This window comes from Streptomyces sp. NPDC050504 (assembly GCF_044458065.1).
In the GTDB taxonomy this organism is placed as follows: domain Bacteria; phylum Actinomycetota; class Actinomycetes; order Streptomycetales; family Streptomycetaceae; genus Streptomyces.
Genome location: NZ_JBITHO010000015.1, coordinates 104,385 through 129,163, shown reverse-complemented (window position 1 = coordinate 129,163; position 24,779 = coordinate 104,385). Strand labels below are relative to the sequence as shown.

The following is a 24,779-nucleotide window of genomic DNA, read 5'->3' as shown; positions in this document are numbered from 1 at the left end:
GGTCATCCTGGGGCGCGTCCGCCCTGGAGGTGTTGTCCATGTCGATCCGCCCCCGTCCGTCCGCCCTGCGGCCGCGTTCCCTCGTACTGCTCCTCGCCGCGCTCGGCGCCGCCGGTGCCGTCGGCGCCGCCGTGCTCCTGCCGGACGAGGAGGAGGATTCCCGGCCCGTCACCCTCGCCGAGGCCCAGCAGCTGGCCTCGGCCCGCTTCGGCCTGTACGACTCCGGGACCGTCCGGGTGGCCCTCACCCTGCCAGGCAGCGGCGGAACGACCACCGTGAACGGCATGGTCGACTACCGCGCGCACCGCGCTGTCGGCCGCTACGCCACACAGGGCCCGGTGGCGTCCACCGGGCTCATCGCCTGGGACGCGACCGGTCTCGCCGTCGCCCTCCCGGACGGGCCGGGCCCCGGCAAGGCCGCTCCGGGCGGGCCGGGGCCCGGCAAGTCGGGCGGGGCCGGGGCCGCCGCGTCCGGCGACGACCCCGCGCAGCTGGTGCGCGCGGCCGCCGCCAACGAGTCCTGGTCGCCGCGCGCCTACACCACCGACCCGCTCGACGTCGCGCTGCGCCTGGTGATGGCGCTCGGCAACGACCGGCCCGACAACGCCCAGCTCCTCGCCCAGTCCGGGCCCCGCCGCCTCCGCCAGGAGACCCTGTCGGGCACGGACTACACCGTCTTCTCCGGCCCCCGCCCCCGCGCCACGGCAAGCGCCCCGGCGCCGGGCGCGGCCCCGGCCCGTACGGACTCACCGCTGACGTACTGGGTCGACGGCTCCGGGCGGCTGGGGCGGGTGGAGGCCAGGCTCGCGACGCTCTCCGACCCGGCCCGCTGGGACATCACCCGCGCCCCCGCCGGACTCAAGGTCCCGGGCGGGCCCTGGAAGGGGCGGGCCGCCGCCCCGACGGGCCGCTAGCCGGACCGGACGACACGGGCGCCACCAGCCGGTCCTGACGGATCGTCACGCCTTCTCGGCTCCGGCCGGGCCCGGCAGCGGGTACCTGGCCGGGTCCACCTTGCCCGGCAGTCCGACCGCCGCTCGCGCCGGAGCCTTCCCGGGGGACGGCATGTCGGGCTGCGCCGGGGGCGCGGGGACCTCGCGGAACGACATGCCGGGCGGCACGGCGCCGCCCGAGCGGGGGCTGCCCGGCGTCGCCAGCGGGGCGTCGCGCCCCGGGCACGCGGTGAGCCCCACGGGCAGCGACACCGGGCTCGTCGGGACGGACCCGTTGCGCACGAAGCAGTTGCCCGCGCTGCGCCTGGCCTCCACCACGAGGCCCAACTGGCCGCCGTCCAGGGCGTTGTCCCGGATCTCGTTGCCGCGCACCGGATAGCCCTGGACGTCCTGGAGGAAGAACCCGGCCCTGCTGTGCCCCTCCACGCGGTTGCGTTCGAAGCGGTTGTACGTCCCCCCGCCGATGCCCACCCCGATGCCGAATCCGCCGTCCGCCTGCTCGGGGCTGTGCCGGTCGTTGTTGTCGGCGATCAGGTTCCCCGCGACCACCGCGCGGTGCTGCGGGCCCAGCGCTTCCAGGTTGTTGGAGTTGACCGTCATGCCGACGCGGTTGAGGCGGGCGGTGTTGCCCAGGAAGTACAGGTCCTCGGACGCGTTGGTGACCTCGATGCCCACGGCGTTGTGCTCGGTGGTGTTGTCGCGGACGACCGTGTTGCACGGCTTGCACTGGCCGACGTAGATGCCCGAGTCGGCGTGGCCCGAGCCGTACGAGTGCTCGATGACTCCGTCGCGGGCGTCGAAGGCGTAGATGCCGTAGAGGGCGTTGTTGTGCGCGGTGACGTAGGAGGCCCGGAAGCCGCGCAGGGCGGGGAAGGCGGCGGTGTCCAACGGGTCGTAGCCCGCTCCCCCGGCACCGGGCCCCTGGAGGGCCTCGTCGGTGACGCCCGTGAACAGCAGCCCGTTGGCGAGGTTGTTGCGGACCGTCAGGTTCTCCACGACGGACGCGGCCCCGGTGACGGTGATGCCGTTGGCGCGCTTGAACTCGCCGTCCACGACGACCTCGTCGCGGTCGGTGCCCCGCAGCACGACGCGGGCGGTCTTCAGCTGGACGCTCTCGCGGTAAACACCCGGAGAGACCAGCACCATGTCCCCCGAACGGGCGGTGTTCACTGCCTTCTGGATGCTCGGGTACTGCTGGGGGACGCGCAGCACGGTCGGCGGCCCCGACAGCTGCCGGCCGTCCGACGAGGCGCTGCCACAGGCCGGGAGCGCGGCCAGCAGGGCCGTACCGAGGCAGGCCAGGCCGAACCGCCGGAACCCGCGGCGCATTTCACGGCGTTTCATGACATGAATCCACATGGGCGCAAGGTGTACCGTCAGGTCCGCCGCAATCGTTCAGGCTCCCGGCACACCCCCGTACGCCGCCTCCCCGCGCGGGGGACGCCGTACAAGGAATGTGGAGTACGGATGACGGCCACGCCCCCCGCCGGTCGACGGACGCCCAGTCGGCGCACCCTGCTCACCGGCTCCGCGGCCCTCGCCGCCACCACCGCCGTCGGCTCCTGCGGGGACCCCGCGGAGCGGTCGACCGCGTCGGCCCCCGCCCCGAAGGCCGGGGCCCGCCCGGCGACCAGGCAGCGCGGCATCGCCGAGCCGCAGCCCAGGTACGCGCTGGTGGCGGGGCTCGACCTCGCGCCCGCCCGGCGCACGCCCGCGTCGGTGCGGCCGCTGCGCGCGGCCCTCGCCGCGTGGGCCGCGCTGCCCCTGCCGCCGCGCGCCACCCTCACCGTCGCGCTCGGCCCCGCGCTCTTCCCCGCGCTCGGCCTGCCCGCACCCGCCGTCCTGCGCGCGCTGCCGCCCTTTCCCCGCGACCGCCTCGACCCGCGCAGGGGCGGCGGCGACGTCCTGGTGCAGCTCTGTGCCGAGGGCGAGGGGGACGCCGGGCCGCTCGCCGACCTGCTGACCGCCACCGCGTCCGGCCTGCTGGTGCCCCGCTGGCGAGAGCGCGGCTTCCTGCCGCCGCACGCCCCGGGCGAGACGCCCCGCAACCTCTTCGGCTTCAAGGACGGCACCGAGAACCCCCCGTCGGACGAGGCCGACCGCTGGGTGTGGCACCCCGACGGCAGCACCGTCCTCGTCTACCGCCGGATCCACATGCGGATCCCGGACTTCGCCGCGCTGCCGCCCGGCGGACAGGAGGAGGTCATCGGCCGGCGGCTGGCCAGCGGCGCCCCGCTGACCGGCCGCCGCGAGCGCGACCCCGTCGACCTGTACGCCAAGACGCCCGAGGGGCGCTACCTCATCCCCTCCGACGCCCATGTGCGCCTGGCGCACTCGCGCCTCGACGGCGGCGCCCGCATGCTGCGCCGCGGCTACTCGTACGACAACGGCCCAGGCGACCGGGGCCTGCTGTTCCTCGCGTACATGCGCGACCCCGCCCTGTTCGGCCGCGTGCAGCGGCGGCTCGACGACGGCGACGCGCTGCGCGTGTTCACCGAGCACCGCGCGTCGGCGCTCGGCCTAGTCCTGCCCGCGCCGGGGCCCGGCCGGCCGTTCGGCCATCCGCTGCTGGACTCCGCGCGGGCCTGAACGGGGGCACGGAACTCCACGCGGGCCTGAGCGGGGGCACGGACGAGCGGCGGCCGCCCCCGGGTCGGGAGCGGCCGCCGCGGTGCGCACTGCTGCGCGCGGGTGCTACTTCTTCTTCTTGGGCTCACTCGGCTTGTTGTACAGCTTCACCGTGAGCACCTTGGTCTTCTTGGTGACCTTGTAGGGGCCGAAGACGCGCTTGGCGGGCAGTTGGTAGCCCTCGGGCACGGCCGTCTCCTGGAGGTAGTACCGGCCCAGGCGGGTGGTGTACTCGCACTTTCCGCGCGGGTCGGTGGCGCACGCGGCACCGACCTTGGTGTCGCGCTTGGCACCGGTGCTCTGGAGGCCCGGCTTGCCGTTGGACTCGCGCCACAGCTGGAAGACCGCGCCCTTGAGGGGCTTCTTCGTCTTGGCGTCGAGCTTCAGGAGCACGAACTTCGGCGGGATGCCGTGCCACGGGTCGCGGTCCTTGACGGGCTTGCCGGAGAACTCGCCCTCGCCGTCGACCGTGGAGTTGTCGGCGTGGACCTCACCGGCGCGCAGCCCGGTGAGCAGGGCGGTGCACTTGTAGGTGGCGCCCACCGCGAAGCGGGACTTCGCCTTGGTGTCCTTGTTCGGCGGCCAGGTGTTGTCCCAGCGCACCTTGCGGCCCTTGGGGTCGAAGCTGCTGGTGCCGTCGGGCCAGTTGCAGCGCAGGTTGCTGACCTTGGCGCCGCCCTTGGTGACGATGTCACCGACCTCGATCTTGATCAGCGGCTCGCTGCCGTTGTTGGTGATGTCCATGTACAGGGTCTTCGTCCGGGTGTCCGGGAGGATGACCTTGTCCTTCTCGGTGTCGGCGTCGGAGTTGGTCTCCTTGTCCTTCTTCTCGATGTCGATCTTCGGCTCCACGTTCGGAACCGTGGTCGACACGCCCTGTGCGTAGTTCTCGAAGGTCAGGGTGAGAGGACCGAAGACGGCGGGCTTGGGCAGGGCGTACTTGCCCGGGGCCTTGGTCTCCTGCCAGTAGTAGGTGCCCAGCGGCTGGCCGTCCCTGGCGCACAGGCCCTTGGCGTTCGTGGTGCAGGTGGCGCCCACCTTGGTGTCCGCCGGGGTGTCGCCGGCGGCGGCCGTCTGGAGGCCGTCGGTGCCGTTGGTGTCGCGCCACAGCTGGAAGACGGCGCCCTGGAGCGGCTTCTTCGTCTTGGCGTCGACCTTCAGGACCCGCACCTCGCCGTCCGGCTGGTTGTAGCCGAAGTCGTAGGTGTGGTTGTCCTGGCCTGCGCTGCCGGTGGTGATGGTGTGCTCGGGGAAGCGGCCCCCGGCCGGGACCTTGCCGTCGCTGTCGATGAAGTCGTTGGCGCCGGCGTCGTTCTTGGTGACGGCCCAGCGGTAGAGCGGGCCGCCCTCCGCGTAGTCCGCCGGGTTGTCGATCTTGATCGTGTACTTGGTGTTGAACTTCAGGCCGTCGGCGGCGCTGTCGAAGTAGTACTCGCCGCGGTCGGTGGTGGTCGTGGTGGCGACCAGGGCGCCGTTCGCGTCGTAGAGGTTGACGGTCGCGCCGGGCACCGGCTTCTCGCCCGGGTCCTGGACGCCGTCCTTGTCGACGTCGTACCAGACGCGGTTGCCGATCTGGATCGGCGCCTCGTCGCAGAGCACTTCGAGGTCGGCCATCGAGCCGCCCTTGCCGAAGGTGGTGCTCTGCACGTTGCCGAAGCCCTGGGCCGCGCCGCCGCCGACGCGGTTGACCCACAGGGTGCCGCTGGAGAAGGTGGTGGCGTTGTCCACGTCGATGCCGGACGAGGCGATGGTGTCCTCGACCTTGGAGAGCGCCACGCCGCCGAACGCGGACTCGGGGTGCCAGACGGTGCGCTGATCGCCCGGGTAGAACTCGCTGATCCCGGCGACGGTGGAGTTGTTGGTGCAGCCGCCGTTGCCGTCCATCACGAACTTCCCGTCCGCGGCCTTGCAGGCCCGGTTCAGGTCGCCGCCCGACATCGCTTCCAGCAGGAAGGTGCCGGTCGCGTCGCGCTCCGTGAGGTTCTGGCCCGCCTGGTCGGCGAAGCGGTCGCGGAAGCCGAGGATGAGCTGCCCGTCGGTGTCCACGATGACGTCGGTGAGGAAGGGCTGCGGGTAGGCGTAGCGGCCGCCGCGCCCACAGTTGCTCGTGCCCTGCGTGTTCCTGAACTGGTCGGACCAGGGGAACCAGCCGGCGCCGTAGCAGCCGTTGGCGATGGTGTCGGCGACCTGGCGCGGGAAGTCGAGCTTCTGGTCCATGATCACGCCGCCGAAGGTGCCTGCGGCGGGGTCGAAGGTCTGGACGCTGGCGCGCATGTCGGCCCGGTCCTGGCTCGACTCGCCGGAGCAGACGCCGCCGACGTAGACCGTGCCGTCCTGGATCCCGATGGCGCCCGGACGCCAGTCGCCGGCGTCGGCGCAGCCCGGGTCGGGGATGGTGTACGAGGCCTTCGGCGCGGCGGCCGTCTTCTGGGTGGCGTCGTAGCGGTAGAGCTTCCTGTCGTTCAGGTTGACGACGTAGAGGTCCTTGCCGTCCTCCGAGACCTCGACGTCACCGAGCGACTCTTTGGACACGGCCTTCTTGAAGGGCAGGTCCATGTCGGTGTCGAAGTCGTGGTCGGTCGCGCCCGCGTTCGGGACGGTGGCGAACTGGGTCGTGGCGCCGCTCTCGCGGTCGGTCACGTAGATGGCGCCCCGGCCGCCGGGACCGTAGTCCGACGCCCGGCGGGCGAACGCCCCGGAGAAGATCCACTTCTTCTGCTTGCTGTATCCGATGCCGTACAGCGCGCCCGTGGTGGCCTTGTCCGAGAGGTCGGTCGTCTGGTTCCTGTTGCCGCGCGCGTTGTACGGGAACGAGATCAGGGTCCGCGTCTCGTTGTCGGCGGGCCCCTCCTTGACGTCCTTGCGCATGCACGCGGTGACCAGGGTGGCGTTCTTCTGGCAGTAGTCGCCGGGGTTCCAGAACGCCGTGGTCACCTCGGCGTCACCGCCGCCCGAGAGGTCGACGAACTCCTCGGTGCTGGAGAGGAACTCGGGCGAGCCGCCCAGCAGTCCTTCGCGCGAGGCGTGCGCCGAGTAGAGCACGCCGGGCTTTGGGTTCATCACCTGGATGCGGTACTTGCCGCCCTTGAGCGCCGAGGTCGCGGGCGTCAGCGTGACGGTGCCGTCGGGTCCGGTCCTGCCCGTGATGGTGGTTCCGGCGTCGTCGGTGAGCCGGACCTCCACCTCGCTCATGCCGGGTTCCAGTACGTTGTCCCACTTGCCGTTCGCGTTCACTTCGCGAACCACACGGACCTTGACCGTGCCGTCCCCGGCGTCGGCGGCCTGTGCCAGCGGCGCGACGCCGACCGCGAGCCCGGAGGCCAGCAGCGGAAGGACCAGTCCCAGGGCGCCCACACGCTGCGGCAGCTGCCGCTCGCGTGAGGCGAATGGATGGATCGTTGGCAAAACGCCTCCTGTCTCGGAACCCCCACCGGGTCAGGCCCGCGCGGAAGGAGCGGTGCGAGCCACGTGCCCGGAAATTCATGGATATCTGGTGGTGATCGATGGCGCGCGCCGAGTCACCCGCAAGGACCAGCGATCGCGGCCCAGGAGGGGTACAGGGGGCGCATTTGGGGTCACGCGCACCAGTAATGGGCCTTGGGTTCCATTACTGGGTCGACCTTGCTACGGTGGCATGCACTAACGGGTATTCGTTCCCGTTAAAGCTTCCCGTTCCCACAGGAGGGCGCAGCCATGTCCGCCACCGCATCCGCACCCGGGCGACCGACCACCGCTCCCGCGACCCCCGCCGCCCCGCCGCGCATGACGCGGCGCCAGAAGCTCGTCCTCGTCCTGCTGCTCGGGTCGCAGTTCATGGTCGCGGTGGACTTCTCGATCCTGAACGTCGCGCTGCCCGCCGTGGGCGCGGGCCTCGGCTTCCCGCTCGCCGACCTCCAGTGGATCGCGACCGCCTTCGCCCTGGCCGCCGCCGGATTCACGCTCCTCTTCGGCCGCGTCGCCGATCTCGTGGGGCGCAAGCGGCTGTTCGTCGCGGGGATGGCCGTGCTCGGCGTCTCCTCGCTCATCGGCGGACTCGCCACGTCGCCCGAGGTCCTGCTCGCCGCGCGGGTGCTCCAGGGCCTGGCCACCGCCGCCGTGACGCCCGCCGGACTCGCGCTGCTCACGACCGCGTTCGCGGAGGGCCCGCTGCGCGAGCGCGCGCTCGGCCTCAACGGGGCGCTGATGTCGGCCGGGTTCACCGCGGGCGCGATACTCGGCGGCCTCCTCACCGACCTGCTCTCCTGGCGCTGGGCCTTCTTCGTCAACGTGCCGGTGGCCCTCCTCGTGGTGGCCCTCGCACCGCGCACCCTCACCGACTCGCGCCCCGCCGAACGCGTACGCCTCGACGTACCCGGCGCCGTCACCGTCACCGGCGGACTGCTCCTGCTGGTCTACGGGCTGACGCAGGCGGGCGCAGCGGGCTGGACCGCCCCGGTCCCCCTGGCCGCACTGCTCGCCGGGGCCGTGCTCCTCGTCGGCTTCTGGTTCGTCGAGAAGCGCGCGGCCGCGCCGCTCGTCCCGATCCGCGTCCTCAGGCGCCGCAGCGTCGTCTGGGGCAACGCGGCCGGACTGATCGCCTTCGTCACCGAGACCTCCCTGGTCTTCCTGCTCACGCTCTACCTCCAGGAAGTCCTCGGCTACACCCCGCTGGCCACCGGTCTGGCCTTCGGCGTCCTCGGCATCGGCACCGTGCTCGGCGGCACGCTGGGCGGACGCGCCGTCGGCCGCTTCGGCAGCCGCAGGACGATCGTCGCGGGCGGCGCCGTCCAGGCGGCCGCCACCCTCGCGCTGGTCGCGCTCGGCACGTCGGGCGCGTGGATCTGGCTGCTGCTCGCCGCGACGTTCGTCGGCGGCGTCGGCAACATGCTGGCCATCGTCGGCTTCATGGTCACGGCGACCTCGGGGCTGCCGGACGAGGAGCAGGGCCTGGCGACCGGGCTCGCGACGATGACCCAGCAGATCGGCATCACGCTCGGCATCCCGGTGATGAGCGCGATCGTGACCGCACGGGCGGGCGCGGACACGGGCGCGGGCGCGGTGCTCGACGGGGTCACGGTCGCGGTGCTCGTCAACGCGCTGCTGGTGCTGGGCGGTTCGCTGCTGGCCGGCGCCTTCCTCGCGGGGCGCGGCCAAACTCCCGTACGGCGTACGTACACTGACGGCCATGGCATGCCGCATCAGTGAGCTGGTCCTCGACTGCGCCGACCCCGAACGGCTCGCCGCGTTCTGGAGCGGGGTCCTGGGCTACGTCGAGATCGAGCGCGAGGCCGACGGGAGCATCGCGATCGGGCCTCCGGGCATCGACTTCGGCGGCCCACAGCCCGTCCTGGTCCTCAGCGCCTCAAGCGCCCCGAAGGCCGGGAAGCTCCCCCTGCACATCGACGTCAACCCCACCGACCGGGACCAGGACGCCGAGCTGGAGCGGCTGCTCGCGCTCGGCGCGAGGCCCGCCGACGTCGGCCAGACCGGCGAGGAGCGGTGGCACGTCCTGGCCGACCCGGAGGGCAACGAGTTCTGCCTGCTGCGCAGCAGGCTCAAGCCGGTCTGACCGCGTCCGCGCGCAGGACCGCCCCCGCGCGCGTCACCTCGCCACGAACTGCGTCAGGATCGCCTGCACCTCGTAGATGTCGACGCCCTTGGTGAAGGTCTTCTCGATCGGCGTCGGGCTGCCCGATATCCAGATCTTGAGCTCGGCGTCCATGTCGAAGTGGCCCGCGGTCTCGACCGCGAAGTGCGAGATGCTCTTGTACGGCACCGAGTGGTACTCGGTCTTCTTGCCGGTGATGCCCTGCTTGTCGATGAAGATCATGCGCCGGTCGGTGAGCAGGATCGTGTCACGTATCAGGACGTACGCGCCGTAGACCTGCTCTCCGTTGCCGAAGAGGCGCGCGTAGTCGTTCTGCGCCTTCGCCGGATTGACCGTGTGCGCGTTTCCGAACAGTGCCACTGTGGGCTCCCCAGGGTGGTGCGTGCATGTGTTGTGCAGGACGCGCCACGGCCCGGGGAGGTTCCCTATCGGCCCGTGACCTGCGCCTCCGGCTCGGGACACCGCACCGCGGCGTCCTGCCGCTCCCACAGCCCGGTCGTCCGTACGTAGCCGTAGACCACCGAGGCCATCGCCAGGACGAGCAGCGGTCCGAACAGCCACGGGAGGTCCGCCATCCGCGTCGGAAGGAAGCGGTACGACACCAGGTACGCGACGAAGACAGCCGCCCCGTAGGCGGTGAGCCGGACTCCCGCCCGGTCCCAGCCGCGGTCGTAGGTGCGCAGGCCGATCTCGATCGTGAGCGTGAACACCACGCCCGCGATGATGTCGGCGCCGTAGTGGTAGCCGAAGCCCAGCGTCGCGCCGAGCGTCGCGACCAGCCAGAACGTGCCCGCGATCCGCAGCGCGAGCGGGCCCTTGCGGGAGTGGACGAAGATCGCGGTGGCCCAGGCCGTGTGCAGGCTCGGCATGCAGTTGCGCGGGGTGACCTCGTCGAACGGCATCGACTGCGGGGGGTCGAGCGGCGGCGGCGTGTCCGGCCACAGATCGGCCACCGCCCACTGGCCGCCGTCGGCGCCGTACGCGAAGATCGGCCCGACCACCGGGAAGATCATGTAGATACCCGGGCCGAGCAGGCCGATGACCAGGAAGGTGCGCACCAGGTGGTGCCCGGGGAAGCGGCGCTCGCGCGCCACGTTGCGCAGCTGGTACAGCGCGACGACGACCGCGGCCACCGCCAGCTGGATGTAGACCCACTCCAGGATGTGGAAGCCGACCGTGCCGGTCGCCTCGACGATCCGGCCGACCACCCACGAGGGGTTGCCCAGCGCGTGGTCGGCGGTCGCCACGTACTGGTCGAGGACCGTCGGGCGGGTCTTCGAGGTGATCAGCAGCCAGGTGTAGCCCGTCTTGCGGCCCGCGACCAGCAGCAGGGCCAGTCCCACGCCCTTCAGCAGCAGGGTGCGCTCCCGGCCCGTGCGCCGGGTGACGGCGATGACGGCACAGGCCAGGGTGACGATCAGCGCGCCGTTGCCGAACATCATCTCGGCGCCGACGATCCGGCGGACGCCCCAGAAGACGAGGTCGATGCCGATCGCGGCGCCGAGCGCGATGAACCGCTGCCGCCAGGTGAGCACCACCATCATCAGCGCCATGCTGACGTAGAGCACCGTGCCCGACTTGGGCGCGAAGATCACCTCGCGCGCCTGGTCGGTGATCGGTCCCGGCTGGCCGTAGTGGCGCGCGGCGATCTCCAGCCCCACGAAGAAGCCCAGGCCGACCACGCCCACCGCGCCCCACAGCAGGACGCGCGGCCTGCGCCACCACGCGGTCCGCCGAGGGCCGCCGTCCGGGTACGCGTCCGCCTGCGAAGGCTCTCGCGTTACGTTAGATGTCAATTTTTCAGCCGATTTGTGATATTTCAACCTGATCATTACGAGCGCAAACATGCTAACGGAGCGCGCGGACCGGCCCGCCGGTCACGGCGGGGCCGGTCCGCGGGCCGGCGGGCCCGTCAAGCAGTCGCGCACCCAGGTCTCACGCGTTCTCCACTCCGTCCAGCAGGGTCGCCACGACCTTCCCGACCTGCTTCAGCGGCTCCGGGTCGCACATCGCGCCGTGCGTGGCGGCGACGGGATGGACGTGCACGCGCCCGGTCGTGTGCGCCCGCCACGCCGTCGCGACCGCCTCGGGGTCGGTGCGGCCCTCGAACGCCGTCAGGTGGTGCAGGTCTCCGGTGACCTGTCCGGGGACGCTCCCCCGGAACATCGCCACGTGCCCGCGGATCGTCTCGACGAAGCCACGGACGCGCTCCTCGGTGAGTTGGAGCGGCGTGCCGGTCTTCTCTGCGACCAGGTCGAGGACGTCGGGCACGGTGAGCGTGACGCCCGCTGCCTCCGCCCCCGCCCCCGCCTCGATGCCGAGCCCCTGGAGGAGGGCGACCAGCGCGCCGTGCTCGTCCAGCCCCGGAGCGTCGGCGGACGCGTCGGGGACGACCGAGTCCAGCATCGCGAGCAGCGCCACCTCGTCGCCGTCCCGCCGCATGCGTTCCGCGAGGGCGTGGGCGATGTTCCCGCCGATGGACCAGCCCAGCAGGTGGTACGGGCCGGTGGGCTGGATCCGCTTGATCGCACCGAGGTACGAGGAGACGAGCGCGGCGAGGTCGGCGGGGCCGGCCGCGGCGGCGCCCTCCCCGTGCGCCGGGGCCTGGAGTCCGTACGCCGGGGCCTGGAGTCCGTACACCGGCTGGTCCGCGTCCAGGTGCCGCACCAGGCCGACGTAGCACCAGCTCAGCCCGCTGCCGGGCGGCAGGCAGAACAGCGGGGGACGGCTGCCGCTCGACCGCAGCGGCAGCACCTGGTCGAACGGGTTCGCGGGGAGCCCGCCGTCGAGCAACCGCGCGAGGCCCGCCACGGCCGGGTGCCGGAAGACGTCCACGAGCGACAGCCGTACGTCCGTGGCGTCGGCGATCGCCGTGACCAGCCGCACCGCGAGGAGCGAGTGCCCGCCGAGGTCGAAGAAGCTGTCGTCCACGCCGACGCGCGCCAGTCCGAGCACATCGGTGAACGCGTGGGCCACCAGCCGTTCCCGGAGCGTGCGCGGGCTCGGGCTCGATCCGCCCGCCGCCGTGCGCGGCGCGGGCAGCGCCCTGCGGTCCAGCTTCCCGTTCGGGGTGAGGGGCAGGGCGGCCAGGCTCTCGACGGCGGTGGGCACCATGTGGTCGGGCAGCCTCTCCGCCAGACGGGTGCGGATGCGGGCCGTGTCGAGGGGCGTCGCCGGGTCGGCCGGGACGACGTAGCCGACCAGGCGCTTGTCGCCCTGGGCCTCCTGCCCGCCCCCGGGCTTCTCCTCGCGTACGACCACGACGGCCTGCCGGACCTCGTCGTGCGCGAGGAGCGCCGCCTCGATCTCACCGAGCTCGATGCGGAAGCCGCGGACCTTGACCTGGTCGTCCGTGCGGCCGAGGTACCGCAGCGTGCCGTCGCCGCGCCATGCGGCCAGGTCGCCCGTGCGGTACAGCCGGTCGCCCGACGGGCCGAAGGGGTTGGCCACGAACCGCTCGGCGGTGAGGCCGGGGCGGCCTAGGTAGCCGCGGGCGAGGCCCGCCCCCGCCACGTACACCTCGCCGACGCTGCCGGGCGGCACCAGTTGCATCAGCCCGTCCAGGACGTAGACCTGTGCCTGTGGGATCGGAGAGCCGATGTGCGGCACTTCGGGGGGTCCCGTGGTGGTGGCGCACACCGTCGCCTCGGTGGGGCCGTAGCCGTTCACGAAGTGCCGGTCCTCGGCCCAGCGGGCGATCTGCCGGCCGCCGAGCGCCTCGCCCGCGGACACCACGCTCCGGAGGGAGGGCAGGGCGTCCGGGTCCAGCACCGCCAGTACGGCCGGGGGCAGGGTCACATGGGTGACCTGCTGCCCGTCGATCAGATCGACCAGGGACGGGCCTGGCATGACCTGGGCCGCCGTGGCCACGACCAGGGTCGCCCCCGAAGCCAGCGTCACGACGACCTCGGAGACCGCGGCGTCGAAGCTGGGCGAGGCGAACTGGAGGACCCTGCTGTCCTGGTCGACGGCGAACCGCTCGGCCTGGGCCGTCACCAGACCGGCCAGTCCGCGATGGGTCACCGTCACGCCCTTGGGGCGCCCGGTGGAGCCGGAGGTGTAGATGACGTACGCGGGGTGGTCGGGCAGCGGCGCGCCGCGCCGCTCGCCGTCCGTCAGGTCGGTGTCGTCGAACGCGGCCAGCCGCTCCACGGCCCCGGGGCTGTTCAGCCGCAGGAGTTTCGGGGCCACGCCCCCCCTGCACGTAAGGCAGTTGACCGCCGGGCCGCTGTGCGTACGGCAGCCGGTCGTCCGACTCTTCTCCTTCGACGATCAGTACGGCAGGTTGCGCGTCGCCGAGCATGAAGGCGATCCGCTCGGCGGGGTACTCGCGGTCGACGGGCACGTAGGCGCCACCGGCCTTGGCCACCGCGAGCAGCGCCACGACGGACTCCGGTGAGCGCGGCAGCGCCAATGCCACCAGGCTCTCCGGCCCCACCCCGTACTCGACCAGGAGGCGCGCGAGCCGGTTGGCCCTGCCGTTCAGCTGGGCGTAGGTGATCCGCTCGTCCTCGAAGAGCACGGCAACGGCGTCGGGGGTGCGCGCCACCCGGGCTTCGAAGAGCTCGCCCAGGGTCGGCGCCGGGGAGACCGCCTTTGCCGTCGGGCTGTTCCACTCCGCCAGGACCTGGCGGCGCTCCCGGTCGGTCAGGACGCCCACCTCGTGCAGCGGCAGGTCGGGATCGGCGACGAGGGTGCCGAGCACGTGCGTGAAGCGTCCGGCCATCGCCTCGACCGTGGCACGGTCGAAGAGGTCGACGGCGTAGGACACCGTGCCCGTGAGCCCACCGGGCGCACCGTCGGCCCCGGTGCTCTCCGCGAGGGTGAACGACAGGTCGAACGCGGGGTTCTCCCCGACGGGAAGCTGCTCGATGCCGACGTCGGGCAGGGCCAGGGCCGCGGGTGCCACGTTCTGCAGGACCAGCATGATCTGGAAGAGCGGGTGACGGGCCATCGAGCGGACCGGCGCGAGGTCTTCCACCAGCCGCTCGAAGGGCACGTCCTGGTGGGCGTAGGCGGCCAGGCCGGTCTCCCGGGCGCGGTGCAGCAGGGTGCGGAAGGTCGGGTCGCCGGACAGGTCGGTCCGGAGGACCAGGGTGTTGATGAAGAACCCGACCAGCTCGTCCAGGGCTTCGTCGGTACGGCCCGCGATGGCCGTACCGATCGGGATGTCCGTACCCGCGCCGAGCCGGGACAGCAGCGCCGCCAGGGCGGCCTGCAGCACCATGAACACGGTCACACCCTCGGCGCGCGCCAACTCCACGAGCTTTCCGTGCAGTTGCTCGTCGATGCGGAGGTCCACATGACTGCCCCGGTGGCTGGCGACGGCGGGGCGGGACCGGTCGGCCGGCAGCACCAGCTCTTCGGGAAGGTCCGCCAGCGTCCTTCGCCAGTAGGCGAGTTGCCGACTCAGCAGGCTCTCCGAATCGGACTCCTCACCGAGGAGCATCCGCTGCCAGAGGGTGTAATCGGCGTACTGGACGGGAAGTTCCGCCCACGGTGGCGCCTCTCCGGCGCGGCGTGCGGCGTACGCGGTGGAGACGTCCCGCGCCAAGGGTGCCATCGACCAGCCGTCCGCGGCGATGCGGTGCACGACCACCACCAGCACCCCGACGACGCTCACCCTCGGTCATCAAGTCGAGCTGATGTATGCGCTCCTCCGCGCCGGAACGAGCCATCCACTTCAGCACTTCGAGGAATTTCGCCGCGTGCTCGTACGACGCTTCCTCGCTGTAAAGGTCCGGGTTGGCGTCCACGACAATGGAGATGCTCTTGTCGGTCGACCTGTCGTACACCGAAATCGACAGGTCATTGAAGTGGATTCCGCCGAGTCCGCGCACATCGCTGGGGGCGTCACCGAACCGCAGGTCGTAGTCGAAGGCGACGATGTTGACCAGGAGCGGATAAACACCGCTGCGCCCGACGAGCTTCAGGTCCCTGATGATGTCCTCGTAGCGGTACCGCTGGTGCCTCAGGGCGTTTCTCGTGGAACGGGAGACCTGCTTGACGAGTTCCTTCACGGTCGAGGTCGGCTGAACTTCAAGCCGTAGCGGAACGACGTAGGCCGTCATTCCCGGAAGGTTCCGCAATGCGGTTGCCCTGCCCATGACGGGGACCCCGAGGATGACGTCTTCCTGGCCTGTCACGCGGTGCAGGTACGCGGCGGTCGCGGCGATGGACAGACCGGAGACGCTCATTCCGAGGCGGCGTGCGGAAATCCGGAGTTCCGCGGCGACGTCGGAAGGAACGTGAAGCGTGTGCCGTGTCATTCCATCAGGCGTACCGGAAGGCTTCCGGCCGCTCAGGCCCGTGACTTCGGGCCGGTCGGACAGGAGCTCCGCCCAGTACTCCCGGTCGCGCCGGAAGTCCTCGGACGCCCGGTACTCGGCATCCGCGTCCATCAGCGCGGAACTCGACGGGAACGCGCCGTCATCGGCGGACCCGCCGGCCAGCATCTCCGTGTAAACGGCGGCCACTCGGGTGGCGACCAGGGAGCCGCCCAGGCCGTCGCCGATGATGTGGTGGGTGCGCTGGTACCAGAAGTAGAGCTCGTCCTCGACCTTGAAGAGGGCCTGGGTGAAGAGTTCGGTGCCCTGGAGGTCCACCGGGCGGCGCATGTCGGCCAGCATCCAGCTCTCCGCGCTGGATCGGCGGTCCTCTTCACCGCTCACGTCGATCAGGTGGAACGTCCAGTCGTTCCGTATGTCGAAGTACTGCCGCGGCACTTCGTCCGCGGTTCCTTCAAATCGAAGGTGAAAGGCGTCGGCCTCTTGAACGACCTTCCGGACGACCGCCTCGAAGAGATCCGTATCCACCTCCCCCCGGATCTCTATGTACTCACCCATGTTGAAGATGGAATTGCCCGGATGCAGTTGCTGCGCATGCCATATGCCGAGCTGTCCGGCCATCAATTCCCGACGGCCCGCACGCGATCCAGATATTCTCACACCTCGGTCTGAGCAAATAGCTCGGTGAACGTTATTGCGCCACAGTAGGTGATCGACTTCATCCAGGGAAGCTGAACCTGCTGTTGACCAAAGGTGAAGGTTTGCGTGCGGGAGGGGGAACTACTCACCAACTTCGACCACGCGCGAGCCGAGATGAGGCAGGAGCCGCGGCGCAGGTGCCGCGCACTCCTCGAACCGTGCGGTCGCCCAGTCCCCCTACCCAGCAGTAGATCGACTCATGCAGCCAAGACCCCCCGGTTCTACAGACCCAGGTCGAGCGCCAGGCACGAGTAGTACTTCCAGGAGCGTTCGGGGTCGTACGAGCCGTCTTCCACGCCGCTCCGCCCGGACTCGGCCCCTTCCGACATGTCCTCGAAACGGATCCGCTCGGGAAGCCTGCCGTAGCGGGCGCTCCGCACCGCGGCCTCGGTGTCACCGGTGGGTTCCTTGCTCATGACCGACTCTCCGTCCCGTCGACCGTGGATGTCGTTGCATCGATGGTCATCCCTCACGCGTCACCTGTCAAGACAGTGACGCATTCAGCGGGGTTGAGCTTGTGGAGCCAAAGTCACCTTGCTAGCCGGTGACCTGTATGCAGCCAGCACACATGGCCGATTACCTACTCATCAACACATGGTTGAACATGCAAGAATCCGCCACCTGTCTCATCGCGCACGTCTCGTCAACACACGCGAAAGGGTGTCCGCATGTCCACTCCCACGAAGAAGCTCCGTAGCACCGCCACCACCACCGCGGCCGCGGCCGTCGCCATGACCGCGGCCCTGGTCGGCCTCGGGGCCGGTACCGCGAACGCCACCGACTGGCCTCCGTTGCAGGAGGGCGCCCACCTCTACTCGGGCGCCCACGGAACGGGGACGGTGTCGACGGTCGACCTCGACGACTTCGGCACGTGCCACACCCTGTCGGCGCCGGTCCGCTCCGTACAGATCGCCTCCGGCTCCGCTTCCGTGGTGCTCTACCCCGGGGCCGACTGCACGGGCCCCTACCCGTGGGCCACCGGCTCTCTCGCCGAGTCCGACCTGCCGCGCCCGGCACTCAGCTACCGCGTAGTGCCGGCCTGACCACACGTTCCGACGATCCGGCCCGGAGATCCGGCCCGCCGGGGCCAAAGACGTCCTACGGGCCGGTGTGACCGGGCACGTCCTGCCGGAAGTCGAGCCTTTCGGCAGGCACGCGCTCGATACGGGTCCAGCCCTTCCAGCCCCGCTCCTCCAGGATCGCCATCACCCGCTGGGCGCCCGGCGAGGACTCGACCATCATGGCGTCCAGCAGGTCGACGAACCGGTCCTCGAAGATGTCGGACCCCGCCGTGCCCGCCTCCACCGCGCGGATCCTCAGGCGTTCCAGGACGTCGACGATCTCGAAGACCCTCGGATCGTCGGCCGACTGGACGGGCGCCCCGCTGAGGAAGCCGTAGAGCTTCACCATGTCGGGGTCGTCCAACTGCTCGTGCTTCTCGGCGATCACAGAGTCGATCAGGTCTGGCACCTGGGCGGCAATCATGATCCAGGCGTCCCTCTCCATCTCGACGTACCACTCCTCGACGCCGAGGGCACGCACCCGATCGAGGTAGTCCACGACGCTCAGCGGAAGCGCCAGGTGTTCCCCGGCGGCGAGCCTGGCGAGCCGTTTGCGGGTGTCCTGCAACCGCCGGATCTCCGCGCGCAGTTCCCCGTCGATCGCCTGGACGCCGTCGGTGAACTCCGCCGGGCCCGCGTCGAGCAGTTCCTGCACCCGGGCCAGCGGCACACCGGCGTCCGCCAGGGTGCGGATCCGGATCAGGCGCACGATCGCGGCGGTCTCGTAGGTGCGGTACCCGGACCGGTTGCGTTCGGGCTCCGGCAGCAGTCCGATCTGGTGGTAGTGGCGCACCGCCCGCACCGTCACCCCTGCGTACGCAGCCAGTTGACCGATGGTGAGCATGGGTACCAGCCTGCCTCAGGTGATCTTCCGGCGGTAGGTGGCCATCGCGAAGAGATACGCCACGACGAGGATGCCCCCGCACCATCCGAGCGCGATCCAGATGTCGCCGCCGACCGGCTGCCGGGCGAACAGGTCGCGGATCGTGTCGACGATGGACGTCACCGGCTGGTGCTCGGCGAACCACCGCACCGGGCCCGGCATGGTCGCGGTGGGGACGAACGCCGAGCTGATGAAGGGCAGGAAGATCAGCGGGTAGGCGAACGCGCCCGCGCCCTCGACCGACGTCGCCGAGAGTCCCGGGATGACGGCGATCCAGGTCAGGGCCAGGGTGAACAGGAACAGGATGCCGACGACCGCGAGCCAGGCCAGTACCCCGGCCCCCGACCGGAAGCCCATGAGCAGGGCGACGCCCACGACGATCACGAGCGAGACCAGGTTGGCGGCCAGAGACGTCAAGACGTGTGCCCACAGCACGCCCGAGCGTGCGATCGGCAGGGACTGGAACCGCTCGAAGATCCCGCTCTTCATGTCGGTGAAGAGTCGGTACGCGGTGTAGGAGACGTCCGACGCGACCGTGACGAGCAGGATGCCGGGCAGCATGTAGCTCACGTAGGGGCCCGGTCCGCTGTCGATCGCGCCGCCGAACACGTAGACGAACAGCAGCATCATGGCGACCGGCGTGATGACGGTCGTGATGACGGTGTCCACACTGCGTGTGACGTGGCGCAGGGTCCGGCCCGTGAGCACGGCCGTGTCGGTGAGCCAGTACGCACTCATCGCTGTCCTCCCGCGTGTCCGTACGCGTCCGTGCCGGTGGCGCCGCTCATCTCTTCTCCTCCGGTGATCGCGAGGAAGATCTCCTCAAGGGTCGGCTGCTTCTCGACGTACTCGGTCTTGGCGGGCGGGAAGAGCCGCCTGAGTTCGACGAGGGTGCCGTTGGCGATGATCCGGCCCTCGTGGAGGATCGCGATGCGGTCGGCGAGCTGTTCGGCCTCGTCGAGGTACTGCGTGGTGAGCAGCACCGTCGTGCCGTGTCCGGCGAGTTCCTCGACGGCCCGCCACACCTCGATGCGGCCCTCGGGGTCGAGGCCTGTCGTCGGCTCGTCCAGGAAGATCACCGGCGGGTTCCCGATGAGGCTCATCGCGATGTCCAGTCGGCGCCGCATCCCGCCCGAGTACGTGGCCACCTTCCGCGCGCCCGCCCCGGTCAGCGAGAAGCGTTCCAGCAGGTCGTCCGCTATGGCACCCGGGTCCTTGAGGTGGCGCAGCCTGGCGACGAGCACGAGGTTCTCCCGTCCGCTGAGGATCTCGTCGACGGCCGCGAACTGGCCGGTGAGGCTGAAGGATTCACGTACGTCCGCAGGTCGCCCGGTGACGTCGAAGCCGTTGACGCCGGCCGTTCCCGCGTCGGCCTTCAGGAGCGTGGCGAGGATCCTCACGGTCGTGGTCTTGCCCGAACCGTTGGCGCCTAGCAGGGCGAAGATGCTGCCCCGTGCCACGTCGAAGTCCACGCCCCGCAGCACTTCGAGCGTCCCGTACGACTTCTCCAGACCCTGTGCGCGGATCGCCGGATCCGCGGTGACCGGACCTGCGGTGACCGGACCTGTGGCGGGTGGAGCTGTCATGGTCGTCTGCCTCCTGTCGGGGAGCCGCTCCCTTCGGATGCGGAAGCGCCTGCCGGAAGGATGGAGGGTTGACCCGACGTCAGGGTCAAGCCGATGTCCGCACCCGGCTCAGGACCCCGGTATGCGTGTGGCATGCATCCGGTGAGCGCGGACCTGTTACTCTGCGAATGACCCGTACCGAAATTGATCGAGGAGTCACAGACGTGGTGGGTGAAGACGACATCTCCGGGTGAGATCCGGATGTGACCGGCCGTCGGACGGCGCTGCGAGAGCGCTGCTGCCGTGGCCTCTTCGTCGTACCCCCTTTTCCCACGTCTCCCGGGGCAGAGCTCTGCCTGCCCCCAGTTCGCGAGGTCACCTCCATGTCCGACGTCTCCGTCGTCTGCTCGAACCTCCGTTTCTCCTGGCCCGACGACACCCCTGTCTTCGACGGCCTGTCCTTCACGGTGCCCACCGGCCGCACGGGCCTGGTCGCCCCCAACGGCTCGGGGAAGAGCACCCTGCTCAAGCTGATCGCGGGCGAACTGCGGCCCGCAGCGGGCTCGGTCACGGTCAACGGCACGCTCGGCCACCTTCCGCAGGGCCTCCCGCTGGCCGGCGACCTCACGGTCGCCGAAGTGCTCGGCGTCGCCGAGGTGATCCGCGCACTGGACGCCGTCGAATCCGGCGACGTCGGCGAGGAGCACTTCGCCACCATCGGCGACGACTGGGACGTCGAGGAGCGCACCCGCGCCCAGCTCGACCGCCTCGGACTCGCCGATCTCGCCCTGGACCGCGGTCTGCACACCCTCAGCGGCGGTCAGGTCGTCTCGCTCGGCCTCGCCGCGCAGTTGCTCAAGCGCCCCGACGTACTGCTGCTCGACGAGCCGACCAACAACCTCGACCTGGCGGCCAGGCACAAGCTCTACGACGTGCTCTCCGACTTCACCGGCTGCCTGCTGCTGGTCAGCCACGACCGCGCGCTGCTCGACCGCATGGAGCGCATGGCCGAACTCGGCGGCGGCGAACTGCGCCTGTACGGCGGCGACTTCACCGAGTACGAGGAGGCCGTGCGCGCCGAGCGGGAGGTCGCGGAGAAGAACGTCCGCAACGCCGAACAGGAACTGAAGCGCGAGAAGCGCGAGATGCAGCAGGCCCGTGAGCGCGCCGAGCGCCGCCAGAGCAACGCCGCCCGCAACCTCAAGAGCGCCGGACTGCCGCGCATCTTCGCGGGCAACATGAAGCGCGGCGCGCAGGAGTCCGCAGGCCGGGCGGGGCAGGTGCACGCGACCCGGGTCGGCGAGGCCAAGGCGCGGCTCGACGAGGCCGGGCGCGCGCTGCGCGAAGAACACCGCATCACCCTCGAACTGCCCGACACGCAGGTGCCCGCCGGGCGCAACCTCTTCATCGGCGAAGAGTTGCAGGTCCAGCACGCCGGCAGGGCCGTGTTCGCGGACGGCGGTGTCGACCTCACCGTCCGCGGCCCCGAGCGCATCGCGCTGACCGGGCCGAACGGCACGGGCAAGACCACGTTGCTGCGCCTGGTCACCGGCGACCTCGCCCCGGACGGCGGGGCGGTCAAGCGGGGTGAGGGCCGGATCGCGTACCTCTCGCAGCGACTCGACCTGCTGGACCTGGACCGCACTGTGGCGGAGAACTTCGCCGCGTTCGCCCCCGAGCGGCCCGAGGCGGAGCGGATGAACCTGCTCGCCCGTTTCCTGTTCCGGGGCCAGCGGGCCCATCTGCCCGTCGGGGTGCTCTCCGGCGGCGAGCGGCTGCGCGCCACCCTGGCCTGCGTCCTGTGCGCCGAACCTGCGCCCCAGCTGCTCCTGCTCGACGAGCCGACCAACAACCTCGACCTGGTCAGCGCGGGACAGCTGGAGAGCGCGCTCAACTCCTACCGGGGCGCCTTCGTGGTGATCAGCCACGACGAGCGGTTCCTCGCCGAGATCGGGGTGGACCGCTGGCTGCGGCTGGCGGACGGGACCCTCACGGAGACCGCGGCTCCCGCGGTGTGAACCGCCGGCGTGCGAAGAGGCCCGCGTCCGAGGCAGTGCGCCCCGCGGGCCGTCCCATCGACCACGTCGGACGGTTCTCCATGCCCCAGCCCGCCCTGCTCGCCCACGACCTCGTCCGCGACCTCGGCGGTCGCCGCGTCCTCGACGGCGTCTGCCTGACCGTCTCTCCCGGCCACCGCATCGGTCTGATCGGGGAGAACGGCGTCGGCAAGTCCACCCTGCTGAGGGTGCTCGCCGGTGCGGACGAGCCCGAATCGGGGAGCGTCTCGCGCCCCGCCGACCTCGGCCACCTCCATCAGGAGATGCCGTACGACGCCGGATCCACCGTCGCCGCCGTGCTGGACGGAGCGCTGCGCGAGGCCCGCGAGGACCTTGCCGAGCTGGACCGGCTCGGCGCGGAGCTCGCCCGCGTCCCCGATGACGACCCCGGTCACCGAAAGCTCCTCGATGCGTACGGCAGTCGTCTGGAGCGGGCACAAGACCGCGAGTCCTGGGACGCCGACCGCCGCGCGGCCCTGGTCCTGGACGGCCTGGGGCTCGGCGGTATCGGGCACGACCGCGCCCTGGGCTCGCTCTCCGGCGGGCAGCGCGGTCGGCTCGCCCTGGCCGCGCTGCTCGTACGGCGGCCGTCGGCGCTGCTCCTGGACGAGCCGACCAACCATTTGGACGACGCGGCCGCCGCCTTCCTGGAACAGCAGGTCCGCGAGCTGCCCGGGGTGGTGGTGGCCGCCAGCCACGACCGGGCGTTCCTGGACGCCGTCTGTACCGATCTCTTCGACCTCGATCCGGCGGTGGAAGGACCGGTCCGCTACGGCGGCAACTACAGCGCGTACCTGGGTGAGAAGCGCGCGGAGCGGGAGCGCTGGGAGCGGCGGTACGCCGAGGAACAGGAAGAGTGGGAAGGGTTGCGTCAAGCGGCGGGTGTGAGCGCGCACCGGGTTGCACCCGACCGGGGCCGTACAGACAACGAGAAGATGGGCTACGGCCACCGGGCGGGCCGGGTGCAGAACCAGATCTCCCGCCGGGTGCGCAATGCGGCCCGGCGCCTTGAGGAGCTGGAGCGCGTACGGGTCACCGAGCCGCCGCGCCCGCTGCGGTTCGCGGCGGAGACGCTGGTCGCGGGGGCGGAAACGGAGATCCGGGCCAAAGCAAAAGCCGAGGCCGACGTCGAAGCCGACGTCGAGGCCGTGGTCGAGGGAGGTGCGGCGGAGGAGAGGGCGGAGCCCCTGGTCTCGCTGCGGAACGTACGGGTGCCGGGTCGGCTCGCCCTGGATGCCCTTGAGGTGTCGGCGGCCGACCGGCTGCTGGTCACGGGTGGCAACGGAGTCGGCAAGTCGACACTGCTGGCCGTGCTCGCCGGGCGCCTCACCGGAAGTATGGCTGAGGGCGTGGTGCACAGGCAGCGTGGTCTGACGGTGGGGTTGCTCGCCCAGGACACCGCGTTCGACCGACCCGAGCGCACGGCCCGTGACACCTACGCGCTGTCACTGGGTGCGGAGCGGGCCGAGAGGACGCCGCTGAGCTCGCTCGGGCTGCTGCACGCGCGTGACCTGGACACGCCCGTGGGCCGACTGTCCGTCGGGCAGCGGCGACGGCTCGCGCTGGCGCTCCTGGTGGCCCGTCCGCCCCGCTTGCTGCTGCTCGACGAGCCGACCAACCACCTCTCTCCGCGCTTGTGCGACGAGCTGGAAGAGGCCCTGAACGGCAGCGCGGGCGGGGACAGGGGTGGCGCCTTCGTCGTCGCGAGCCACGACCGCTGGCTGCGCCGCCGGTGGCAGGGCCGCGAGATCCGGCTGGAACGGTAGGCAGCGGGGGCGCACCGCACTGCCCCGGGCGGCGCCGCCCGGGGCAGTGCCGTTTCTTGCGCTCGACCACAGTCACTTGCCAGGATGGTGACGTGAATCTCGACCATGTCTTCGTCTGCGGGAATCCGGCCCTCGACTTCGCGGCCACGCTCCGGGCCCGCCGCTCGGTCCGGTTCGAGATGTTCGTGTCTCCGGAGCGGCTGAACGCCTGGTACCTCGAATCCGGACTCGTGGACGCGATCACCCCCGGTGACGAGGGGGACGTACGGGCGGCTACGACCGTACGCGAGGCCGTCTACCGACTCGTCACCAATCGCCGCACCGACGAAGAGTTCGATCGTGAGGCGCTCGCCGTGCTCAACGGGGCCGCGCGCGAGACCCCGGTGACTCCGCAACTCTCCGTGACCGGCCGACACAACGAAGCGACCCCGGGGCAGGCACTGGCGACCGTCGCCCGTCTGGCCGTCGAACTGCTCAGCGGCCCTGACGTCCCGCTGCTGAAGGAGTGCGAGAACCCGGAGTGCACACGGGTCTACATCGACCGCTCCCGCGGCATGCGACGCCAGTGGTGCGGCATGGAGTCCTGCGGCAACAGGATCAAGGCCGCGGCCTACCGGGCCCGCAAGAAGACCTCACCCGCCGCGTAGCCACCCAAAGGCCCCGTGAACGACGCGTTCAGCCGATCCCGTCCCACAGTTCCTGGACGCGTTCCAGCAGCGCGCGCGCCTCGTTCACGCTCTGCTCGTCGATCGCGCCGAAGCCCCGGTTCGTCGGCTGGTCGAGCAGCCACTCCTCGTGCTCCGCGAACTCGGTGTGGTGCCGGTGCAGCACCTCGATCAGTGACGCGCCGCCGCGCGGGGGCTCTTCGCCGCGGCGGATGTAGCGACGGCAGGCGTACACGGCGGTGCTGCCCCCGCGCAGTTCCGTGAGGCGGTAGCAGAGGAGGGAGCCGTCGAGTTTCGTTCCCTGGCCGACCAGTTGAACGAGCGGGACCAGGTCGGGGTCGATGTCGAGCAGGCGCGCCTCGGCGGGAACGACGAGGCCGATGGCGGTCGGCGGGGAGCCGGTTGCGTCGGTCAGGTACCACGGCAGGTTGGTGAAGTGGGCCATGATGTGCGGCCGCCCGGCGCGCTCGGGCCGCAGGGCGTAGAACTCGGCGGGGAAGGAAACCCCGTAACACTCCCGCAGGACCTCCTCGGGGCCGCTCCCTTTCGCGAACAGCGCGCGGGCCCGTCGGGTCAGCGCGGCGTACCGCGCGTCGTACCGCTCCCGTTCCTCTTCCTCGGTCATCGC

General features: G+C 71.1%; 19 protein-coding genes and 1 pseudogene. 8 read left to right on the top strand and 12 right to left on the bottom strand.

All coding sequences use genetic code 11. The annotated features are described in order from the left end of the window. Positions 1-38 precede the first annotated feature (38 nt). Positions 39-914 carry a hypothetical protein gene (locus ACIBNE_RS38575; protein WP_399280278.1) on the top strand — a complete coding sequence of 292 codons (876 nt, stop codon included), beginning with the start codon at positions 39-41 and terminating at the stop codon, positions 912-914. A gap of 45 nt (positions 915-959) precedes the next feature. Here ACIBNE_RS38575 and ACIBNE_RS38570 read toward each other — a convergent pair whose 3' ends face one another. Beyond that, entirely contained in the window at positions 960-2,297 is a 1,338-nt protein-coding gene (locus ACIBNE_RS38570; RefSeq protein ID WP_399280276.1) for a right-handed parallel beta-helix repeat-containing protein, read from the bottom strand. Between the two features lie 123 nt (positions 2,298-2,420). Here ACIBNE_RS38570 and ACIBNE_RS38565 point away from each other — a divergent pair, with 123 nt between their 5' ends. After that, on the top strand, positions 2,421-3,542 hold the full coding sequence (locus tag ACIBNE_RS38565) for a Dyp-type peroxidase (protein ID WP_399280274.1): 1,122 nt from the start codon (positions 2,421-2,423) through the stop codon (positions 3,540-3,542). Between the two features lie 105 nt (positions 3,543-3,647). On the opposite strand, the gene ACIBNE_RS38560 is transcribed toward ACIBNE_RS38565, so the two are convergent. Further along, positions 3,648-6,986: a SpaA isopeptide-forming pilin-related protein gene (locus ACIBNE_RS38560; protein ID WP_399280272.1), complete on the bottom strand. Its 3,339-nt coding sequence runs from the start codon at positions 6,984-6,986 to the stop codon at positions 3,648-3,650. 288 nt (positions 6,987-7,274) lie between these two features. Between ACIBNE_RS38560 and ACIBNE_RS38555 the strand changes: the two genes are divergently transcribed. Next, entirely contained in the window at positions 7,275-8,765 is a 1,491-nt protein-coding gene (locus ACIBNE_RS38555; RefSeq protein WP_399280270.1) for an MFS transporter, read from the top strand. Continuing rightward, on the top strand, positions 8,746-9,129 hold the full coding sequence (locus tag ACIBNE_RS38550) for a VOC family protein (RefSeq protein WP_399280269.1): 384 nt from the start codon (positions 8,746-8,748) through the stop codon (positions 9,127-9,129). Before ACIBNE_RS38555 ends, ACIBNE_RS38550 begins: the two co-directional genes overlap by 20 nt. A 33-nt stretch (positions 9,130-9,162) precedes the next feature. Here ACIBNE_RS38550 and ACIBNE_RS38545 read toward each other — a convergent pair whose 3' ends face one another. The 6 genes and pseudogenes from ACIBNE_RS38545 to ACIBNE_RS38520 all read right to left on the bottom strand — a co-directional run bounded on the left by ACIBNE_RS38545 (position 9,163) and on the right by ACIBNE_RS38520 (position 16,570). Beyond that, entirely contained in the window at positions 9,163-9,528 is a 366-nt protein-coding gene (locus ACIBNE_RS38545) for a PH domain-containing protein (RefSeq protein ID WP_399280267.1), read from the bottom strand. Positions 9,529-9,593: 65 nt separating this feature from the next. Further along, complete coding sequence (locus tag ACIBNE_RS38540) at positions 9,594-10,871, bottom strand: phosphatase PAP2 family protein (protein WP_399280324.1); 1,278 nt, start codon at positions 10,869-10,871, stop codon at positions 9,594-9,596. A 232-nt stretch (positions 10,872-11,103) separates the two neighbouring features. Then, positions 11,104-13,359 (bottom strand): amino acid adenylation domain-containing protein, encoded by a 2,256-nt coding sequence (locus ACIBNE_RS38535; RefSeq protein WP_399280265.1) that lies wholly within the window; start codon positions 13,357-13,359, stop codon positions 11,104-11,106. A gap of 124 nt (positions 13,360-13,483) precedes the next feature. Next, positions 13,484-14,722, bottom strand: a pseudogene (locus ACIBNE_RS38530) (condensation domain-containing protein); the annotation flags it as partial. Further along, a complete protein-coding gene (locus ACIBNE_RS38525; RefSeq protein WP_399280263.1) occupies positions 14,604-16,076 on the bottom strand; it encodes a condensation domain-containing protein in 1,473 nt (490 codons plus the stop codon). The gene ACIBNE_RS38525 and the pseudogene ACIBNE_RS38530, both read right to left, overlap by 119 nt. A gap of 299 nt (positions 16,077-16,375) precedes the next feature. Next, positions 16,376-16,570 (bottom strand): hypothetical protein, encoded by a 195-nt coding sequence (locus tag ACIBNE_RS38520; RefSeq protein WP_399280261.1) that lies wholly within the window; start codon positions 16,568-16,570, stop codon positions 16,376-16,378. Positions 16,571-16,822: 252 nt separating this feature from the next. On the opposite strand from ACIBNE_RS38520, the gene ACIBNE_RS38515 reads away from it, so the two are divergent. Next, positions 16,823-17,197 (top strand): hypothetical protein, encoded by a 375-nt coding sequence (locus ACIBNE_RS38515; protein WP_399280259.1) that lies wholly within the window; start codon positions 16,823-16,825, stop codon positions 17,195-17,197. A gap of 55 nt (positions 17,198-17,252) precedes the next feature. Here ACIBNE_RS38515 and ACIBNE_RS38510 read toward each other — a convergent pair whose 3' ends face one another. From ACIBNE_RS38510 to ACIBNE_RS38500, 3 genes are read right to left on the bottom strand one after another with little or no spacing between them, the layout of a single operon-like run. Then, entirely contained in the window at positions 17,253-18,059 is an 807-nt protein-coding gene (locus ACIBNE_RS38510) for a MerR family transcriptional regulator (RefSeq protein WP_399280257.1), read from the bottom strand. Positions 18,060-18,074: 15 nt separating this feature from the next. Next, positions 18,075-18,836, bottom strand: coding sequence for an ABC transporter permease (locus tag ACIBNE_RS38505; protein ID WP_399280255.1), 762 nt, complete (start codon positions 18,834-18,836; stop codon positions 18,075-18,077). Further along, positions 18,833-19,684 (bottom strand): ABC transporter ATP-binding protein, encoded by an 852-nt coding sequence (locus ACIBNE_RS38500; RefSeq protein ID WP_399280253.1) that lies wholly within the window; start codon positions 19,682-19,684, stop codon positions 18,833-18,835. Before ACIBNE_RS38500 ends, ACIBNE_RS38505 begins: the two co-directional genes overlap by 4 nt. 362 nt (positions 19,685-20,046) lie before the next feature. Here ACIBNE_RS38500 and ACIBNE_RS38495 point away from each other — a divergent pair, with 362 nt between their 5' ends. The 3 genes from ACIBNE_RS38495 to ACIBNE_RS38485 all read left to right on the top strand — a co-directional run bounded on the left by ACIBNE_RS38495 (position 20,047) and on the right by ACIBNE_RS38485 (position 24,133). After that, positions 20,047-21,681, top strand: a complete 1,635-nt coding sequence (locus tag ACIBNE_RS38495) for an ABC-F family ATP-binding cassette domain-containing protein (protein WP_399280251.1) — start codon at positions 20,047-20,049, stop codon at positions 21,679-21,681. A gap of 80 nt (positions 21,682-21,761) precedes the next feature. Further along, on the top strand, positions 21,762-23,486 hold the full coding sequence (locus tag ACIBNE_RS38490; RefSeq protein ID WP_399280249.1) for an ABC-F family ATP-binding cassette domain-containing protein: 1,725 nt from the start codon (positions 21,762-21,764) through the stop codon (positions 23,484-23,486). Positions 23,487-23,578: 92 nt separating this feature from the next. Further along, positions 23,579-24,133, top strand: coding sequence for a CGNR zinc finger domain-containing protein (locus tag ACIBNE_RS38485; protein ID WP_399280247.1), 555 nt, complete (start codon positions 23,579-23,581; stop codon positions 24,131-24,133). Positions 24,134-24,161: 28 nt separating this feature from the next. Here ACIBNE_RS38485 and ACIBNE_RS38480 read toward each other — a convergent pair whose 3' ends face one another. Beyond that, complete coding sequence (locus ACIBNE_RS38480) at positions 24,162-24,776, bottom strand: hypothetical protein (RefSeq protein WP_399280245.1); 615 nt, start codon at positions 24,774-24,776, stop codon at positions 24,162-24,164. Positions 24,777-24,779 lie beyond the last annotated feature (3 nt).